Genomic DNA, 19522 nt, shown 5'->3' with positions numbered 1-19522 from the left:
TGGATGCTAGCGCCCGAGGATCGCCTGGGCGCTCCGCTCGGGACGCAGGTCGAGCCGGCGCAGCAGCTGAGCGTTGAGCGCGACGACGATCGTCGACAGCGACATCAGCAGTGCGCCGACGGACATCGGAAGCACGAACCCGATCGGCGCCAGCACTCCCGCCGCGAGGGGCACCGAGATGAGGTTGTATCCGGCGGCCCACCAGAGGTTCTGCGTCATCTTGCGATACGAGGCGCGCGACAGCTCGATCACCGACAGCACCGAGCGCGGGTCGGAGCTGGCGAGGATGACGCCGGCCGAGGCGATCGCGACGTCCGTGCCGGCGCCGATCGCGATGCCGACATCCGCCTGGGCGAGGGCCGGAGCGTCGTTGACGCCGTCGCCGACCATCGCCACCCGGCGACCCTCTTGCTGCAGTTCGACGACCTTCGCGGACTTGTCCTCGGGTCGCACTCCGGCGAAGACGCGGTCGATGCCGAGCTCGACGCCCACGGCGTGCGCGACCGCCTCCGCATCGCCCGTGATCATGACCACGTGGATGCCGAGCGCATGGAGCGCGTCGACCGCCTCGCGAGACTCGGCCCGCACCTCGTCGGCCAGCGCGAGTCCGCCCAGGACGACGCCGTCGCGGAGCACGTGCAGGATGATCGCCCCGTCCGACCGCCAGGCCGCCGCCGCGGGCACCTCGGCCGCGCCGCGCTCCTCGAGCAGTCGCGGGCCGCCGACGCGCACCTCGCGCCCGTCGACCATCGCGCGGACGCCGACGGCCGGCGACGACGTGAACTCGGCGGCATCCGGAATGCGGAGCCCGCGCTGGCGGGCCGCGCGGACGATGGCCATCGCGAGCGGGTGCTCACTGTCGGACTCGGCAGCGGCGGCGAGGGCGAGCAGGTCGTCCTCCGACACGCCCGGCTCCGCCGCGACGGCGACCACGGTCGGCTCCCCCTTGGTGAGCGTGCCCGTCTTGTCGAACAGGACGGTGTCGACCGTGCGCATGCTCTCGAGAGCGCGGCGGTCCTTGACAAGAACCCCGCCGCGGGCGGCGCGCTCGGTCGCGATCGCGACGACGAGCGGGATGGCGAGGCCCAGCGCGTGCGGGCAGGCGATGACGAGGACGGTGATCGTGCGCACGACGGCCTCGTCGGGAAGGCCGATCGCGGACCAGATGACGGCGGTGAGCACGGCGGCTCCGAGTGCGAACCAGAACAGCCACCCGGCCGCGCGATCGGCGAGCAGCTGCGCCCGCGACGTCGAGTTCTGCGCCTCGGCGACGAGGCGACGGATGCCGGCGAGCGCGGTGTCGTCCCCCACCGCGGTCACCTCGACCCGGAGCCCCGAGTCGGTGGCGACGGTTCCCGCGGTGACGGCGTCGCCGACGGCGCGATCGATGGTGCGCGACTCGCCGGTGACCATGGACTCGTCCATGGCCGCACGGCCGTCGACGATCCTGCCGTCAGCCGGCACGCTCCCGCCCGGGCGCACCACCACGGTGTCGCCGACGCGGAGGTCGGCAGGGCTCACCGTCTCCGTGCCATCGGGCGTCACCCGTTCCGCCTCGTCGGGGAGCAGAGCCGCCAGCGAGTCGAGCGCTGACGTGGTCTGGACGAGGGCGCGCATCTCGAGCCAATGCCCCAGCAGCATGATCACGATGAGGAGGGCCAGCTCCCACCAGAACTCGAGTTCGTGGTCGAGCAGCCCGAGGGTCGCGCCCCAGGACGCGAGGAAGGCCACCGTGATGGCGAGGCCGACGAGCAGCATCATTCCCGGCGTGCGCGCCCTCAGCTCTGCGATGGCGCCGACGAGGAACGGCCGGCCGCCGAAGACGTACATGACCGTGCCGAGGACGGGTGCGATCCAGATCGCCCACGTCGGCACCTCGTACCCGATGATCATCGCGAACATGGTCGAGCTCGCGACCACGGGGACGGCGAGGACCAGGTCGATCCAGAAGAGGCGACGGAACCGGGCCACATGATCGCCGTGGCCGGCGTGTCTCGTCGTGCCGGCGGCATGCCCCGAGTGATCAGGGCGCGGCATGCCCACGTCGGCGTGAGTGGTGTGGCTGTGGTCTGTCATCTCCATGCCTTTCGCGTTCCCTCGACATCTCCTGCAGATGTTAACCAATACCCCCCTGGGGTATTCCTGTCGAGGGTCGGCAACTGGCCGGGCACAACAGCAGGGTGGGCCGCAACGGTTTCGAAAAGCGCGAACGGGGAATTTCGATAAGGATCTGCGCGGGCCGCCACGTCAATACGATCGGGGCCCGGGCGGCACCCCTCGCCGCCCGGTGGATCTCAGCCTTCTGAGATAGCGAGGGAGCACTCATGAAAGCACTACCAGTGGTGACGCTGGGGGTGGCTGCCGTTCTCGGCGGCACCCTTCTGACGGCGACACCGGCGGCGGCGGTCACGCCCGACGACACGGACGCGGCGATGTCCGCCTTCACATCGCACTTCTTGGGGACCACCAAGTTCTACGAGACCAGCTTCCGGCAGAACGGCACGGACTGGACCGCGGGCCCCGACTTCGACAACTACATCGACCAGTACGTGCGGACGGGCACCGCAGCCTCCCGCGCGAAGATCGACGACATCTACACCCTGGTCCAGGGCTACTACGGCACGACCTGGCAGAACACGCAGGTGGACGGCAACCATCCCGGCAGCGGAAGACTGACGCTGCAGTACGACGACATCACCTGGATGGTGCTGCCCTACACGCGTGCGGCGCAGACCACGGGCGACGCGAAGTTCACCAACCAGGCCGCCGATGAGTGGAACTACGTCTACAACGACGGCTACGACACCCTCCTCGGTGGCGGCCTGCACTGGGAGAAGAACCAGCCCATCAAGTCTGCGAACACCAATGGCGGTATGGCGACTGCGGGATTCCGGCTGGCGCAGCTGAAGAACGACACGACCTACGCGGACAAGTCGCTGGGACTCGTCGACTGGATGATCGCCCACCTGTTCAACGCGACGACCGGGTTCGTCTCCAACGACCAGAACGTCAACACCGGCGCCGTCGACCTCGCCCAGGACTGGACCTACAACTACGGCGTGTTCATCGCCGCGTGCGACGGGGCCTACCAGTACACCGGGAACACCGCGTATCTGACGGCCGCGACGAAGGCGCTGGACTACGTCAAGAACCACATGACGCAGGCCAGCGGCATCATCAACGACGAGATGGATGTGAACAATTCTGCTGCGAGCGAGTTCAAGCAGGACTTCGTTCGGTATGCGTCGAGCTACATCTACAACCACGAGCTGACGTCGTACCTCCCGTGGCTGCAGATGAACGCGAACTCGGCCTGGGCGAGCCGGCGGGGCTTCGACAACCTGATGTCGCAGCAGTGGAACACCCCGACCCCGGCCGGTGAGCTGTGGAACCCGGGCGCGATCTCCGGGGTGCAGGCGATGCAGGCGGTTCCCTCGGACGGCACCAACGTGGCGCCGCAGGCAACCGTCACCGCGTCCTCGACGTTCAGCTCGGCCTACCCGGCGACCAACGCGACCGACGGTGTGCTGGGCCGATTCGGCACCGGCGAATGGGCCTCGAACGGGTCGCTCGGCCTGAACCCGTGGATCCAGCTCAACTGGTCCACCCCGCAGACGCTGGACAAGGTGGTCCTGTTCGACCGGCTGGGCGCGGACAACGCCAACGCCGGAACCCTCACCTTCAGCGACGGCTCCACGGTGAACGTGACCGGCATCCCCACCGGCGGCACGGGCGCGGCCTACAGCTTCAGCCCGCGAACGGTCACCTCGGTGAAGTTCCAGGTCACCGCCGGCGCCGGCTACAACGTCGGCCTCACCGAGTTCCAGGCCTACGCGGAGAACGACCTCGCCTACGGCAAGACCGCGACCTCGGGCAGCACCTACGGCACCGGATTCGAACCGTCCCAAGCCGTCGACAACGACCTGACCACCCGCTACTCGAGCGCACCGTCAACGGGAGACGAGTGGTACCAGGTCGACCTGGGATCGGCGCAGTCGATCAACACCGCCGAGGTCGATTGGGACGCCGCCTACGCGAAGGCCTACCAGATCTTCGTCTCCACCGACGGCACCACCTACAGCAAGGTCGCCGACCGCACCGGGATCATCCAAGCCGGCGTCACCCAGGACAAGTTCACCACCACCACCGCCCGGTACGTGAAGATCGTCATGACCGACGGATACCGCCCCGGCAGCCGGAACTTCTCGTTCTGGACGCTCAAAGTCCTCAACCAGCCGACACCGGCCGTCGAGAACGACCTCGCAGCAGGGAAGACGGTAACCGCCAGCAGCGTCTACGGTGCCGGATACGAGGCAGTCAAAGCCGTTGACGGCAACCCCCTGACCCGGTTCTCGACCGCCGGCACCACCGGGACCGAGTGGTTCCAGGTCGACCTGGGATCCGCGCAACCCTTCGACTACGTCGGTGTCGACTGGGACGCCGCATACGCGAAGGCCTACAGCATCCAGGTCTCAACGGACGGCGTCAACTACACCACCGTCGCCAACCGGAGCGGACTCACCAGCGGCGGGATCACCGAAGACCGGTTCGCCGTCACCACCGCCCGGTACGTCAAGCTCGTGATGACCCAGGGGTACAACTCCACCGCCTGGAACCTCTCGTTCTGGACGTTGAAGGTCCTCAACCAGTAGCCGCGCGAAACTGGCGGCACGCGGGGGACGGGCGGGAGCGAGCATCTGCCGCTGTTCGATGACACGGATATTTGCGCATGACGCCATCAGACTCCCGCGTGATTCTGCGGGCGGCTGACGCGCGCCAACTAGGGTTTGCGCCAAAGAACTTGTCATCGATAGATATCGACCTGCCTGTCGGTGAACGAAGTCGTTCGCAAGTAGGCGCGCCAGTGGCCGAAGCCGACCCGGATGCGTGTGCAGCCAGAGCCTGAGCGTTGGGATCTCGCGCTCGATGCGCCTCGCGCCGCGGGGCACTACGCCGCGATCGACGGCACGTCGAAGAGTTTCAATGTCGGAAGCGACTCGTAGCCTTGGCAATGGGTGTCATCCGGAGGCCCCTCTGCCCGCGGTAGCAAGGAGAAGCGTCGTTTGAACAGCCCGAGTGACAGGCGATTGGTCTTCGTCGTGCACGGACGCAATGAAGCGCTCCGCAAGGCGATGTTCGATTTCCTCCGCAGCATCAACCTGTCCCCAATGGAGTGGACAACCGCCGTTGAGCTGACCGGCGAAGGATCGCCATATATCGGGCAGGTTCTCGACGCTGCGTTCGCGCACGCCGCTGCCATCGTCGTGCTCATGACGCCGGACGAGATCGCCTACCTGCAGCCACGCTACGGGAACAGCGAGAGCGACATCGAAACGCAGCCTGCCGCGCAAGCTCGGCCTAACGTGCTTTTCGAGGCGGGCATGGCGCTCGGTCGCGACGCGAAGCGCACGGTGCTGGTCGAAGTCGGCGAGGTGCGACCGTTCAGCGATGTCGCGGGTCGCCATGCCGTCAGACTCAGCAACTCCACGGCCAGCCGTCAGGCGCTCGCGAGCAGGCTGAAGACCGCCGGCTGCGACGTCGATCTGACCGGGACCGACTGGCACACGACCGGCGACTTCTCGGCGCCGCCCCCGCCCGGCGACGGCCTTGCACTTGGCCGGCGCCTGCCGAGTTCCGCTCCGGCGCGCAAGGCGATCGACTTCGACCTCAAGTACTACGACAAGGGCGGCAACCGCATCGACAAACTCCAGGTGATCAACCGCGGCGTAGAAACGGCGTACGACGTCGCGATCGCGGTCCCGGATAACGCCGGCCTCGACATGCGGACCAACGGAAATCCAGTGATCCCAAAGATCCCCGGTGGTGGACGCTCGGTCACGATCGACGTGATGAGCTACCGCCGTTTCATGGGCAACGGCGGCAAAGACGATGCCTTCGACGTCACGATTACGGCTCGAACAGATGGCGGCGACGAATACAGCCAGAAAGTGTTTCTCGACCTGAACGGATAACGACTATGGATGACGAGATCCAGATTCCCGTAACTCTTCCCCTCGACAGTGACGGCTTCCTTCGACGTGAATGTCCGACCTGTGAGCGCGAGTTCAAGTGGTTCAGCCACGACGAAGGCGATCCGGACGCAGAAGCGGCAACGCAGTACTTCTGCCCGTTGTGCGGTCAGCCCTCCGGCCTCGACTCGTGGTGGACGCCCGCTCAGCTCGAGTACGGCTACGGCAGCGCCGGGAGCGCTATCGATCAGGCTGTCCAGGATGCGATGGCCAACATGGTTAAGGGCATGAAGGGCTTCACCTTTGAGCCCAACCCATCGTTCAGCCTGGACATCGAGACGCCAGATCCACTGATCGAACTGGACGACATGGTGATCGTCGAGCCTCCCTGTCACCCCAACGAACCGGTGAAAGTGCCCGACGACTCCACCGAGCGGATCTACTGCCTCATTTGTGGGACTGCATTCGCGGTCTAGTTCGGCTGTTGCCTACCGCAACGCGCGAGCGTGCTATGTCCGTCGAAGGCCGAATCAACTGACCATGCGCCAGGCCAGGTCCAACGTTAATCCGACAGACCCACGCCAAAGGTTACAGCGTTACCCACTCAAGCCCAGCTCGTAGAGACCAGGCAGATCCTCGTCTTCTACGTCTTCTGACTCGACGTGATCAAGGGTCTCGGACTCCAAGTCCTCGTCCTCGGACCTTGACCGCCGAGGATCCCGCAACAGCTGAACTCCTCCAGACCGGAGCTCATCGAACCCAGGGTCTGTAAACTCCTCACGCCCATCTAGGTACGCGATGTAACGGGCCGGCCACATCTCGTCACGGGCATAGTCGTCGTTCATGCTGCCGAGAGAGTTAAGGAGTTGCTGACGTCGCTGAGAGTGATGAGGTGACCGCGACTGGAGTAGGAGCGATGCACCGAGGGCGTCACCCGAGGCGACAACCGCGTCCCAGCTCTCGCCAGCAATCGGCTGGTTGCAGGACCACGCCAAGTGGAGCAGCCAACACACAGCGCTCGACTGAACGTTGTTCGCGTGCCTCTGCAGAAGCACGTCGAGCTCTACCTCCCCGAGGCGCTCCTGCCGGGCCGTAAGCACCTCGACAAGAGCAGACGTGGTGTAGGGGTGGGTGAACGATAGTTCCGCGAGACGCGCGACAATCAGCCTCGCCTCAGGATCGGAGTATTCAGGAGCCATGCGCGTCAGACGGGAGAGCACCCATCGAATTGCGCTGGCGGTGGGATCGGCTTGCGAGAGCTCGACTGCGCGGTCGAGCAACTCGCTGGGCCGGTCGCGCGTCGCTCGACGAAGCTCACGAATCCATGAAGGCTCATCAGGCTGAGGGAGGGGCTCTACGACTGTCTTGCGCGCATTGAGCTTCAATCCGTAGGTTCGCAGCGCCGCGTCGAGCGTTCTCACGAACTCCTCGGCGTCAGCCTCCGTTGCGGCGTATCCGATGTAGTCGTCGAGGAACCGTTCGTAGCGAAAAGCCTGCAGGTCGTCGTCAACCCGGCCGAGTATTAGCTCCGCAATCACGAGCGAAGTGCCGGGCCCGATGGAGACGCCCGTTGTCTCTCCACGTCTCGCATAGCGCAATGCGCTATCGATATCGTTGGCCGCGAGGTCATTCCCCCGCTGCGACTTGGCCACCGACTTGCCGAGCATCGCCCAGGGCAACGCGTGAGTGTATATGGAGTCATAAAACGTAGCGATGTCAGCTCGCACGCGAAAGCGGCTTCCGACACCAGGACGGAGAGGCCTCCTGACGTGCTGCATTGAGGCAATTCGCCCATCGGTGTGCTGACGAACCGCAAACTGTGACACTGACGACTCGAGCCTCGCCGCGAGTTCGGACTCCCAGTGGCGCGCCAGCGTCTCGACGAGGTTCGAATACGCCACGGGGTGCGGTAGCTCGATTCGCCTGGGGTTGAGCCTGTAGTGCGCGACGCGTCCTTCAGCCACCGAGTAGCCCGGATCTCTCCCAAGTCGCGCGTTCTTGACGTGCCGATGGTCGTTCACATATCGGTCGACGATTGCAGGCGAGACTGAATTCATTCCCAGGGTGTCAAAGCTCGGAGGGAGGTCGTCGCCGCGCCGCGATGCCCGCGGTATGTAGTTCTGATCCAGAAGCGCCCTGCGGACCTGTTCCCCAGATAGGTCAGTTGCGGTCATCTCGTGATCGTATCGACGGAACGACCCGACGCCGGCCCCGACGAGATTGGCGACCCCGATGCTGTAGGGGCGCGGCCTCTGCGTGCAGCATGCGTGCAAGCGCTACGCCCGCTCGATCAGCTCGCGGGTGTCTGCGCAGCCAGCTCCGAGCGCCGCAACCGAATAGAGGTCGCGCCCTAGCGAGATAGCCAGGCCTTGTATTCGATGCCAATCCGGGTGACGTCGAGCCGCTGGTTGGAGCCACCGAGGTAGGTGATGTCGGCTGCGATGATCTCACCGGTCTGTGCGCCGAGGAGGACGGCGGTCGCTGTGAATTGGGGGCGGTGCGTAGACGAGATTCTGATGGCGATGCCGTCGCGTCCGAAGCGGTCGGTGACGGTTCCGGCGACCGTCACCCGGCCGGTGTCGCGGAGCAGCTGAAGGGCGGCTGCCTGCTGAGCGGGGCTGAGTATCCACTCATCGCGGAGTGCGCTGATCGCGCCCCAGACGGCCAGGCCGTCGGTGGGATCGCTGAGTCCCGCGTATTGCTCGAGGTATGCCCGCAGCCCGTCGACGTCTGAGGGCGGGACCGCGCGGAAGCTGACGACGACTGATGGTTGGGTGGACCTGACTGGAGTGCCAGGTGTCGGCGCCGTCCCGACGGGAGCGACGATCTTTCCTTGCGCAGTCACCGAGTAGGGCGCCCCTGTGGCGGCTTCGAGGTGCCCAGTGCCGTCGGCGTCCCACACCCACTTTTGCCATTCGGGAACGATGACCGGGTCGTCCTTGCCGTCGTCGCGGAGCACCCATCGCACGACCTGCCCGTCATGTGTTGCTGCGGTCGCGGGCTCGGCTTTCAGACGCGTGATCGCTTGGGCGATCGCTTCGTCGACCGAGAGCGTGATCGGCTGCGTGACGAGCGGCGGCGGTGTGTTCGCGTACGCGGGCGTCGCCGTCATCGGCCCGAACGTCAACCCGACCGCGATTACGGCGGCAAGCGCGGGAACAGCCCAGGCAGCGCGCAAAGCGATACGGGTCGGTCGGCTGAGCAGCACCGTGCGGGCGGGCGCAGATGGTTCATCCATGATGCGGTGGAGTCGGGCCCACTCCGTCGGGCGAGGTTGGGCATTGACCGGAGTGGTGGCAGGGTCGACGCTCTTCAGGAGCGCTTCGAGCTGCTCATCGTTCAGCGGCATACGACATCACCCCTCCTCCGGGTGTGTGTTGGGGGATCTCGTGGCCACGGACAACCGCGGAACTGTTCGATTCCACGCACTTTGTCAGTCGGGCCTAGTGCGTCTCGGTGAAGTCCGCGGCTCGTCTAGGCGCCGGCGTCGACACCAGCCGCTGGCCCTTCGTCGACGGGGAGACTCACGCTGGCTTCGATCGTCGCGCGGCCTCCGTCCAAGCGCGCGAGGACGACGTCCCGCGACTCTCGAAGCCGGGTCACGTCTGCCGCTATGGAAGGCGCGAAGCTCACATGAGGTCGATAGCCCGCGCGCCAGTACGCGGGCTCGTCAGCGACGACGTCACCGACAGCGGCGAGTTCCGTTACCAGCTCGTCGTGCAGCGTTGTGGCTGTCTCCGACCGCACCAACATGACCGGGATGTCTCGGTTGGGACCGAACATCGCGGTCCCAGCAGGCTCGATTTGCATCGGTCCTTCTGACGCGAGAACGCGACGCATCGCCGATGCGAGCTGTGCGACAGTAGCTTCGGTGGTGAAGTTCGCCACGAGTGTCACATGCGCCGGCCAGTGCCTGCGATCGAACTCCGCCCCAACGTCCATCCCGCTGAACATCGCCGCGATCACGTACCGCGGCGCAGGTGCCATTTCGCTCCCCATGGCTTAGCGGGCAGCAGCAGAGGGACGCCACTGCACGCTGTCTTCCCGCTTCGGAGCGTCGGCGATCACCCTGTCGATCCACGTCGGCCTGGGCAAAGACCCGATCTGCGATCTCTCGAACCAGCCGATCTCCAGGAGTTCCTCCATGTCTGGCTCGGCATCGCTCAGGAGCTCACACTCGTACGCGGTCGTGATGTAGCCGACTCGGTCACCGTTGGGGTAGTCGACCATCATCGGCTCGCCGCCGTAGACCCCCACGATCCCCGTCGTGCGAATCCGCGCTCCGGTCTCCTCCCTCACCTCCCGGAGCAGTCTATGGATGCCCGTCGCTCCGCCATGTGAGGACGTCGACGTGTTCGCCTACCCCCACGAACACCATGAACTCTGTCGGATCTCACGACAGTTGGCACGTCGAAAGAATGCTGACCTGGGGTTTCTCACCGCAGTTGGTCAGCGGTGGTAGCAAACATTCTCACGTGACCTGCGAGTAATCACGCTTGTGCTCCCGACTCTTCGTCGCTCCACGAGCTCGAACGACTGGGAACCACCGAAAGCTCGAGAAGCCGCCGACTCCCAAGCGTTTGCACGGATGCGTCGATTGCGATGTACGAGTTCGTTTGGCCGCGCTGAGCCCGACACCTCCGGAGCCGATGATCAGGACATGAGTGGAGAACGGAGCCCCATCACGCGGGCATCCCCTTGTCGATCCAGCTACGGAAAGTCTGCTGCTGTTCATCGCTCCAGGAGCCGTCGCACGGCATGCTACCGTCTTCGACGCGCTGAAGGATCGCGTCTGCGTGTCTCGATACATCGTCGTAGGACCAGAGGTCGAACGCGAACCGCATCGAGTCTCGGTCCTTCTGCCTGAACAGGGGCTTGATCGTACTCTCGAACACCATTGGGGTCTTTCTCTCGTCAGGAATCTCAAGGTCGTCAACCGGCTCGGCCTGCTTCGCCTCAGCCTGCTCGGCGATGTGCTTTGCGAAGCCGTCGGCTATCGCGGTCAAGCGATGCTGCACAGTGCGGAGGACCTCTCCGACCTGCGCGCGCGCGCCGACTTCGATGTGATCGATAAGAGCGGCCACGTCCCGCAGTCGTTCTTCGATGAGAATCCATGCCGAGTTGCGGTGCGGAAGCAGGTCGTCGTCTTGGTAGAAGACCTCGAAGCTGGGAGCGGCACTCCGGCCGGGGAACGCCTCGCCGACGGGGAGTGTCGTGAGGAGCCCCCCGAGTGGAGCGAGCACGCTGCCCATGAGTTGGTGCGTCGTGCGCACCAATGTCGCGAGCTCGTCATCGGTCTCATCGGTGTGTGCGAAATACCGCTCCAGCACTTGCACGAGGATCTCGTAACCCACGTTGAACAGGTCGGTGCACCGCGCGGTGAGCGGATCTGTGATGCGCGGGACTGATGCATCGAACTCGTTGCGCCGCACCGTGGCGAACGTCACAGGCCGCACTGGATCGAATTCAGGGTCCTCTGAACGCATCGCGCGATATTCGGCGAGGATCGCGACGAACTGCCCGAAGTGGGAGGTCTCCCAGGCGCCTCTGGCTCCCTCGCCCTGCTCCAGGATCGTGTCGATTGCCTCCTGCGCGCTGGCGAGATTCGTGACGGCAACGAGCTCTGGAAGACCGAATGACGCGGCCGTGGCCTGCGCACGCGGTGGCCCGACGAACAGACGCTCCTCGCCGTACTTGTCGACGAGGCGCGCGAAACCGTCCTCGATTGACCGGTAGAGGTGGCTGATCGTTGCGAAGTCCTGTGCCTGCGGAACGATGTCATCCGCGTCGACGGTCGGCATCGGCTCGTCACCCGGCAACCCGTCGATACCCTCGGCGCCGGCGAACGGCATTCCCTCGGGGCGTTCCAGGAAGATGAAGTGCTCGAGCGCGGCCTCGCCGAATGGTTCCAGCAGAAGGTTCACGCCAGCGGGGAAATGATGCGCTGGGGCGGGAAGGTTAGGCCGGCTCAGATGCGGCGCCGCGCCGATCGCTGCGAGCAGATTTTGGACCAGTGCGAGGTGCAACATCTCCTCGGTCGCAACGTGGATAATCGTGCGCCGCCAGTGTGCCACCTTCTCCACCACGTCCGGGCGCAGCCCCTCCTCTGCTGCCTGTTTCAGCGAGTACGCCGCGAACATGTACTGGCACATGATGCCGTGCTCGAGTTCCGCGGCCTGGCAGAGCATGTATATGAGCGCCTCGCGGTGCTCGATCACGAACGGCGCCTCGGCCGCGGCCTTCCCACCGCGCAAGTGCAGGAGCTCCGCGAGCCGTCCGGTACCTGCATCGTTGTCGCTCGGGTCGTGTCTATTGAGTCCGTTGTTCACCGCACTCATCACTCCTTCGGTTGGGACTGTTGTGGTCTGAAGATGAAGAAAGGGCGGGCGTACTTGACGCACCGTTGCACTCTCACTCCTTGTGGTCGATCGCCTTGTGATCGTGAGAGGTAGCTCTCTCAAGCTCCGCCCGCGTGATCGGCGTGATGCGGTCTTCGAAGAACCATCGCGACATGGCGGCGCGCGTCCGCTGCGCGAACGAGATACGCCCCTTCTCATCGGGCCGTATTGTGAGCGGCTCGTATCTGTCGTAATCCATCAACGTCCACCGCTCGTACTCCCCCACGGGCTGATGCACCTCGATGTACTCGCCACCGGGCAGGCGCACGATCCGGCCCGTCTCGTATCCATGCAGCGCGATCTCACGATCCTTCTTCTGCAGCGCGAGGCAGATGCGCTTGGTGAGAAAGTAGGCGATGACCGGGCCGAGGATCAGCAGAACCTGGAGCGTGTGGATGACGCCTTCCATACTGACGGCGAAGTGTGTGGCGATGAGATCGGATGAGGCGGCAGCCCACATGACGGCGTAGAACACCACCCCGGCGGCACCGATCGCCGTGCGGGTGGGGTTGTTGCGGGGACGTTCGGCGATGTGGTGCTCGCGCTCGTCGCCGGTGATCCAGGCCTCGATGAACGGGTAGAACAACACCAGGGCGAGGAAGACGACGAGGATGACGACGGGAATGATGATGTTGAGCGACCAGGTGTGATCGAGCCACACGAACTCGAGGCCAGGCGGCATGAGCCTCAACATCCCGTCGGCGAAACCGATGTACCAGTCGGGTTGCGTTCCGGCCGAGACCGGCGAGGGATCGTACGGGCCGTAGAGCCAGATCGAGTTGATCGTGAACAGCGAGGCGATCAGCACGATGACGCCGAACACGATGAACAAATAGCCGCCCATCTTCGCCGTGTAGACCGGCAGTAAAGGGTAACCGACGACGTTGCTGTCTTTACGTCCCGCTGCCATGACCTGGGAGTGCTTGCTGATCACGAGCAGCAGCAGGTGGATGACCAGCAAGGCAATGAGGATCAGCGGCAGCAGCAGAATGTGCAGGGTGTACAGGCGGCCGACGATCTGGTTGCCGGGGAACTCCCCGCCGAAGAGGAGGAACGAAGTCCAAGTGCCGATCAGCGGCAGCCCTTTGACCAGGCCGTCGACGATGCGCAGACCGTTGCCGGAGAGGAGATCGTCGGGGAGCGAGTATCCGGTGAATCCTTCGGCGAGGGCGAGGATGAACAGGATGAAGCCGATCACCCAGTTCAGATCGCGGGGCTTGCGGAAGGTGCCGGAGAAGAAGACGCGCAGCAGGTGGACGACGTTGCCGGCGACGAATACAAGCGCTGCCCAGTGGTGGATCTGGCGGACCAGGAGGCCACCACGGATGTCGAACGACAGCCGCATCGTCGATTCGAACGCTGCTGACATCTCGACGCCGCGCATGGGGATATAGGCGCCCGCGTAGTGCGTGGGCGTCATCGAGGCTTGGAAGAAGAAGGTGAGGAAGGTGCCGGACAGGAGGATGACGACGAATGCCCACAGGGCGATCTCGCCGAGCATGAACGACCAATGGTCGGGGAAGATCTTGCGACCAAGCTCTTTGACCAATCCGGAAATGCTGGTGCGTTCGTCCAGATAGTTGGAGGCCCAACCGACGAAGCGCCCACCGAGCGGGTGGGTGGCGTCGGGCTTCCGCTCGGATGCGACCTGTGTCCGGTCGTCGGCAGAGCTCGCGGGTGCGAGCGCCTGGTCCTGATGCACCATGGTGCTCCTCGTGAACGGGGCTGTGTTCAGTGATGACCGGTCAGCACGCACAGATGTGACAGCAATACGGATCCTGCCGCGGCCCTTGCACCCAGACAGGACCCCATGATTCGGATCCGGCTCGCGCTTGCCGTCCGCCAAACTCATGTGTGGATCAAGGATCGCCAGTTTCCGGGTTGATTTCGCTCATCTTGTTACTCCTTCGCGGCGGGACGCCACCCGAGAGCCTTGATCAGGCCGCTGGTCTCGTTGCTACGAGAACAGCGGCTGTCACGTCTTGGGGATTCACCCGGTCTTACTAGTCAGCAACGACCGAACGAAGGAGCGTCTCCATGTCCACGACAGAGCATCGGCTGTCCACACACGTTCTCGTCATCGGCTCCGGCGGTGCCGGGCTCCGTGCGGCGATCGAGCTGGCTTCGCAGTCGGTGGATGTGATCGTGGTGGGTAAGCGGCCGAAGTCGGATCCACACACCGTGCTGGCCGCCGGTGGCATCAACGCCGCCCTCGCGACCATGGACAAAGAGGACAGCTGGCAGCAGCACGCGGCGGACACGATCCAGGAGAGCTACCTCCTCGCCGACCCGCGCACCGTGCAGACCGTCGCCGAAGGAGCCGCTGAAGGAATCGGGGACCTCGTGAGCTACGGCATGAAGTTCGCGCTCGAGAACGATGGGCGGATCTCCCAACGCTTCTTCGGCGCTCACACCTACCGTCGGACCGCGTTCGCCGGTGACTACACCGGGCTGGAGATCCAGAGGGCGCTCGTGCGGCGGGCGGAAGAGTTGCAGATCCCGATCATCGACACCGTCTACATCACCCGCCTCCTCGTAAACGAGAACACGATCTTCGGCGCCTACGGGTTCGATCTCGTCGACGGCTCACGCTATGTGATCGACGCGGATGCCGTCATCCTCGCCTCCGGCGGGCACACGCGCATCTGGCGTCGCACGTCCTCGCGCCGCGACGAGAACACGGGTGACTCGTTCCGGCTCGCCTACGAGGCCGGCGCACGGATTCGCGACCCCGAGCTGGTCCAGTTCCACCCGTCAGGCATCGTCGAGCCGGAGGATGCCGCGGGAACGCTCGTGTCAGAAGCTGCGCGAGGAGAAGGCGGAATCCTCCGTAACGCCCGGGGCGAGCGGTTCATGTCGAAGTACGATCCGGCTCGGATGGAGCTCTCTACCCGTGACCGTGTCGCTCTCGCGGCGTACACGGAGATTCATGAAGGACGTGGCACGGAACATGGCGGCGTCTGGCTGGATGTGTCCGATCTGCCCCGCGAAACGATCATGACCCGCCTGCCCCGCGTCTATCACCTGATGCTTGAGCTGCAGATGCTGGACATCACGAAGCAGCCGATGGAAGTCGCGCCCACGGCGCACTACTCGATGGGCGGTGTGTGGGTGCGCCCCGGCGATCATGGCACCGACGTCGACGGCCTGTATGCGATCGGTGAAGCCTCCAGCGGCCTGCACGGCGCGAACCGGCTCGGAGGGAACTCGCTGATCGAGCTCCTCGTCTACGGGCGCATCGTCGGCCGGGCCGCAGCGGAGTATTCCGCATCCCTTCAGCTGAAAGCGCGCTCGGCGGCGGCCGTCAATGATGCACGTGATGAGGTCGACCGTCTTCTCGCCGCCGATGGCGCCGAGAACGTGCGTGCGCTACAACGAGCGTTGCGGGACACGATGACAGCGCGCGCCGGTGTTGTCCGCGACGAGCAGGGGCTGGTGGCGGGGATCACCGAACTGGACGAGGTGAACCACCGGATGGGGCAGCTCGGCGTGCACCCGGATCTGGCTGGCTTCCAGGACCTCGCGCACGCGTTCGACCTCAAATCCTCGCTGCTCGCCGCTCGGGCAACCATCGACGCCGCCCTGGAGCGTCGTGAGTCCCGCGGGTGCCACAACCGCTCCGATTACCCGGACCTGGATCCTGCGCTGCAGGTGAACATGGTCTGGTCGGGCCCCGGCAAGGTGGAACGAGAGCCGATCCCGGCGATCCCCGAGGAGATCTCCCGGCTGATGAAGAACGTCTCCACCGACGGCAAGCTCGTCGAGTAACACCCATGAGTTCTTCACGTCTTGAGGCCTTCAGCGACGCTGTGCTGGCGATCATCATCACCGTGATGGTCCTGGGTCTCGCCGTGCCCGACCGCGAGGCCTGGGGCGACCTGATCCACACGGCAGGGCTGGGGCTGATCAACTACCTGCTGAGCTTCGTGTTCATCGGGATCTACTGGAGCAACCACCACCACCTGTTCCGGCTCCGCCCTCAGGTCAACGCATCCGTGCTCTGGGCGAACCTGCACCTGCTGTTCTGGCTCTCCCTGTTCCCGTTCACCACGGCCTGGTTGACCCGAACCGAGGTCGGCCAGGTACCGACCATCGTGTACGGGCTGAACCTTCTCGCGGGCTCGTTGGCGTATGTGCTCTTGCAGGCGGCGATCAACCGCCAGCCAGGTGGCGAACGGCTGCGCGAGGCGATCGGTTCCGACTGGAAGGGACGGCTCTCGCTGGTGTTGTTCGCGATCGGAATCGGGCTCGCCTTCGTCTCACCCTGGTTGGGCCTGATCCCGTTCATCGGCACCGCGGTCTGGTGGCTGGTGCCTGACCGTCGCATCGAGCGATACCTGGCAGACAACCCGCAACACGTGGATTGAGCTCCTAGCCGGTCGGAGAGTCGTACTCGGCGTGGGCTGCGACGAAGGCAGCGGCGACGGGACAGGACTCGGTCACCTGCCTTCCCGTAGCGCGGAGCTGATCAAGCACGTCTGCCAGGAAGTCCGCGGTGATGCCTCGGCCGCGAAACTCTGGGCGCACGAACGTGGAGTAGACGTCAACCTGATGCTGACCTTCGGCCCGGTAGAGGATGGCCCCGATTTCGCGGTCGTGGATGCCATCGGCCTCCCACTCGCCAAGCACGGCGACGAACCGTTGCTCGTTCGCGAGATGGTGCACCGCGATTTCGACATCTGTCTCCGATGACGGGATGTCGATCTCATCGATGATCGACATCACCTCGGCGATGAGTGCCGCGTTAGCCGCCTCGGTGCTTTCCGGCTGCTCCTGGGTGTTCATGGGGACGTGCTCTCGTACCGTCATGTCACTACAGACCGAGCGCGACACCAGGATGTGACAGGGATGGCTGACGGCGCGGTCCGTCGAGGCAAGCGAAGGCGGGATCGACAGATGTTCTGGCTCGCGAAAACGGCGAAGCTCGGCGCCGTGTTCGCCACAGCCGTACCGTGACCCATCCGTTCCGGAAACCAAACCGGAGCGGCACGTGTCACGAACCGCCCCGCCGTCCGGTCGTGACTGATGACAAGGTCCGTTTGGAGGAACCATGACTGACGAAGAACGCCAGCTCCCGCCCGGCGTCGAAGTGATCGCGACCCGCCCGAACGCCGCTGCGGTGATCCCTGCCGGCGCCGAGGCGCGGACGGTGCGCGTCACGCTCGCCCCAGGCGATCCGGGAGCACCTCCGCACCGCCACCCCGGCCCCGTCTTCGGTTACGTCACACAGGGTGAGATCCTCTTCGAACTCGAGGGAGAAGCACCGCGGATCCTGAAGCAGGGCGACACCCTGTTCGAACCCGGCGGTGACGTGATCCACTACCTGGGCGCCAACAACCTCGCAGATCACCAGTCGCAGCTGGTCGTGACGATGTTCGCTCCCGTCGGCAGCCCAGTGTTGACCGTGGTCAGCGCCGATGAGCTCGAACAGCGTCGCGACCGGCGTTATTCGGCCACCGCCTAAGAGAGTCCGCGATGGCAACCGTGAACCTCACCAAGACGAATGCGGCGGCGTTCCAGCACATGATGGAACTCGACAAGACAATCGCGACATCCCTTCGGGAGGCGGACGTCGACGAGAAGCTCATCGAACTCATTCGGGTCCGCGTCTCCCAGCTGAACGGCTGTGCGTATTGTCTTCGGCTGCATACGCGCGATGCGCTGGCGAAGGGTGAGACCACGGATCGCCTCGCCGTCGTCGCTGCGTGGTGGGAGTCGCAATACTTCTCTCCTCAGGAACGCGCCGCACTCGCTTTGGCCGAAGAGGTCACCCGCCTGTCCGTCCCCGCGGGCACAGGATGGGACGACGGTTCGCTGACCCCCGAGCAGATCTCGGCGATCAGCTGGCTCGCCATCTCGATGGGCGTCTGGAATCGCATCGCCGTGCAGAGCCAGTACCCCGTCGCACCATAGAGTCTCAGGCACGCCTCCATCCAGGACGGTGGGCCCGGAGACTGCTGTCGTGTGGCCGCCTGCTGGGAGACCCATCAGGCGGCCACTCGCGCGTGCGAGAGCAAGCGTCGGGAGAGCCCCGGCTCGCTCGGGCGGACGTACTCGAGGGCGATCGATCAGAGCAGAATTGCCTTCACTTCCGTGAACTCCTCGACGCCTACACGGCCCATTTCGCGGCCATTGCCGGACTGCTTGTACCCGCCGAACGGCGCGAGAGGGTTGAAGTCCGCCCCGTTCAGGTAGACCTGCCCTGCCTCGAGCCGGCGCGCAATACGCAACGCAGCCTCAGGATCACCGAACACGGCAGCCGTGAGACCATACATCGTCCCATTCGCGATGGACACCGCGTCATCCTCATCGATGTATGGGATGACGGAGAGCACGGGCCCGAAGATCTCTTCCTGCGCGATAGCCGAATTCGGATCGACGTCTGCGAAGATCGTGGGCCGAATGTACGCACCGCCTTCGAACCCTGGCACGCGTCCTGGACCTCCGGAGACGAGTGTCGCGCCGTCCGCGATCCCTCGTTCGATGTAGGCGTTGACGCGCTGCCACTGCTGTTCGGAGGCGAGCGGTCCCATGCGCGTGAGCTCGTCACCTGGGTCACCGATCGCGTACTCAGCTGCTGCCTCTCGCAGCTTCTCCACGATCGCCGCCTGGCCAGAGGCGGGCACGAGCAGCCGAGTCCACGCGCCGCAGGCTTGACCGGCGTTCGCCCATGCATTCATCAGCGTCCGCTGCACGGCGAGGTCGACGTCTGCACCGTCGAGAATGATGTTCGCCGACTTGCCGCCAAGCTCAAGCCCGACGCGTTTGACCGTGTCAGCGGCGACCTTGGAGATCCGCTTTCCCGCTCGAGTGGAACCGGTGAAGGAGATCATGTCGACGCCAGGGTGCGCGACGAGAGCCTCTCCGACTCTCGGCCCGGAGCCGTACACGATGTTGAGCACTCCTGCCGGAATGCCTGCGGCGGCGGCGGCCTCGGCGAGAAAACGCATCGTCAGCGGCGCGCCCTCTGCGGGCTTCAGAACAAGCGTGTTCCCAGCGAGCAGCGCGGGCGCGATCTTGGTCATCACACAGTAGTGCCCCTTAACGTGGTGTAGCCCGCGGTGGCCGAGCTCGTCGCTTGCGATGTGAGCGCGGTCACCGTGTGATCCTTCGAGGAAACTCTCACATCCCACTCGAAAGGCATCATCACGATGA

Annotated in this window: 16 protein-coding genes; 7 read left to right on the top strand and 9 right to left on the bottom strand. The window is 64.9% G+C overall.

Features of this window, described 5'->3' with window-relative positions; all coding sequences use genetic code 11:
- Positions 1-6 precede the first annotated feature (6 nt).
- Complete coding sequence (locus AC0NZN_RS13680; RefSeq protein ID WP_474592862.1) at positions 7-2082, bottom strand: heavy metal translocating P-type ATPase; 2076 nt, start codon at positions 2080-2082, stop codon at positions 7-9.
- A gap of 242 nt (positions 2083-2324) precedes the next feature.
- Here AC0NZN_RS13680 and AC0NZN_RS13675 point away from each other — a divergent pair, with 242 nt between their 5' ends.
- From AC0NZN_RS13675 to AC0NZN_RS13665, 3 genes are all read left to right on the top strand, one after another.
- Positions 2325-4652 carry a discoidin domain-containing protein gene (locus AC0NZN_RS13675; RefSeq protein ID WP_474592861.1) on the top strand — a complete coding sequence of 776 codons (2328 nt, stop codon included), beginning with the start codon at positions 2325-2327 and terminating at the stop codon, positions 4650-4652.
- A gap of 411 nt (positions 4653-5063) precedes the next feature.
- The gene (locus AC0NZN_RS13670) at positions 5064-5972 is read left to right on the top strand and encodes a TIR domain-containing protein (RefSeq protein ID WP_474592860.1); all 909 of its coding nucleotides are present in this window, start codon (positions 5064-5066) and stop codon (positions 5970-5972) included.
- Between the two features lie 5 nt (positions 5973-5977).
- On the top strand, positions 5978-6445 hold the full coding sequence (locus tag AC0NZN_RS13665; protein WP_474592859.1) for a hypothetical protein: 468 nt from the start codon (positions 5978-5980) through the stop codon (positions 6443-6445).
- Between the two features lie 120 nt (positions 6446-6565).
- Here AC0NZN_RS13665 and AC0NZN_RS13660 read toward each other — a convergent pair whose 3' ends face one another.
- From AC0NZN_RS13660 to qcrB, 6 genes are all read right to left on the bottom strand, one after another.
- Entirely contained in the window at positions 6566-8143 is a 1578-nt protein-coding gene (locus tag AC0NZN_RS13660) for an RNA-directed DNA polymerase (RefSeq protein ID WP_474592858.1), read from the bottom strand.
- Positions 8144-8319: 176 nt separating this feature from the next.
- Positions 8320-9318: a hypothetical protein gene (locus tag AC0NZN_RS13655; protein WP_474592857.1), complete on the bottom strand. Its 999-nt coding sequence runs from the start codon at positions 9316-9318 to the stop codon at positions 8320-8322.
- Positions 9319-9443: 125 nt separating this feature from the next.
- On the bottom strand, positions 9444-9956 hold the full coding sequence (locus tag AC0NZN_RS13650) for a 2'-5' RNA ligase family protein (protein WP_474592856.1): 513 nt from the start codon (positions 9954-9956) through the stop codon (positions 9444-9446).
- A 15-nt stretch (positions 9957-9971) separates the two neighbouring features.
- Positions 9972-10268 carry an NUDIX hydrolase gene (locus tag AC0NZN_RS13645; RefSeq protein ID WP_474592855.1) on the bottom strand — a complete coding sequence of 99 codons (297 nt, stop codon included), beginning with the start codon at positions 10266-10268 and terminating at the stop codon, positions 9972-9974.
- Between the two features lie 383 nt (positions 10269-10651).
- Complete coding sequence (locus tag AC0NZN_RS13640; protein WP_474592854.1) at positions 10652-12307, bottom strand: ferritin-like domain-containing protein; 1656 nt, start codon at positions 12305-12307, stop codon at positions 10652-10654.
- A 73-nt stretch (positions 12308-12380) separates the two neighbouring features.
- Positions 12381-14072 carry a cytochrome bc1 complex cytochrome b subunit gene (gene qcrB, locus AC0NZN_RS13635; protein WP_474593009.1) on the bottom strand — a complete coding sequence of 564 codons (1692 nt, stop codon included), beginning with the start codon at positions 14070-14072 and terminating at the stop codon, positions 12381-12383.
- A 332-nt stretch (positions 14073-14404) separates the two neighbouring features.
- Here qcrB and AC0NZN_RS13630 point away from each other — a divergent pair, with 332 nt between their 5' ends.
- Complete coding sequence (locus AC0NZN_RS13630; protein WP_474592853.1) at positions 14405-16135, top strand: FAD-binding protein; 1731 nt, start codon at positions 14405-14407, stop codon at positions 16133-16135.
- Between the two features lie 5 nt (positions 16136-16140).
- Positions 16141-16734 carry a TMEM175 family protein gene (locus AC0NZN_RS13625; RefSeq protein WP_474592852.1) on the top strand — a complete coding sequence of 198 codons (594 nt, stop codon included), beginning with the start codon at positions 16141-16143 and terminating at the stop codon, positions 16732-16734.
- 4 nt (positions 16735-16738) lie between these two features.
- Here the strand turns inward: AC0NZN_RS13625 and AC0NZN_RS13620 are convergent, their stop codons facing one another.
- Entirely contained in the window at positions 16739-17152 is a 414-nt protein-coding gene (locus AC0NZN_RS13620; RefSeq protein ID WP_474592851.1) for a GNAT family N-acetyltransferase, read from the bottom strand.
- 265 nt (positions 17153-17417) lie between these two features.
- On the opposite strand from AC0NZN_RS13620, the gene AC0NZN_RS13615 reads away from it, so the two are divergent.
- A complete protein-coding gene (locus AC0NZN_RS13615; RefSeq protein ID WP_474592850.1) occupies positions 17418-17831 on the top strand; it encodes a cupin domain-containing protein in 414 nt (137 codons plus the stop codon).
- Between the two features lie 11 nt (positions 17832-17842).
- On the top strand, positions 17843-18280 hold the full coding sequence (locus AC0NZN_RS13610) for a carboxymuconolactone decarboxylase family protein (RefSeq protein WP_474592849.1): 438 nt from the start codon (positions 17843-17845) through the stop codon (positions 18278-18280).
- 155 nt (positions 18281-18435) lie between these two features.
- On the opposite strand, the gene AC0NZN_RS13605 is transcribed toward AC0NZN_RS13610, so the two are convergent.
- Complete coding sequence (locus AC0NZN_RS13605) at positions 18436-19392, bottom strand: aldehyde dehydrogenase family protein (protein ID WP_474592848.1); 957 nt, start codon at positions 19390-19392, stop codon at positions 18436-18438.
- Positions 19393-19522 lie beyond the last annotated feature (130 nt).

Source organism: Microbacterium sp. sgz311019 (genome assembly GCF_056135325.1).
This window is presented reverse-complemented; position numbering and strand designations above follow the sequence as displayed.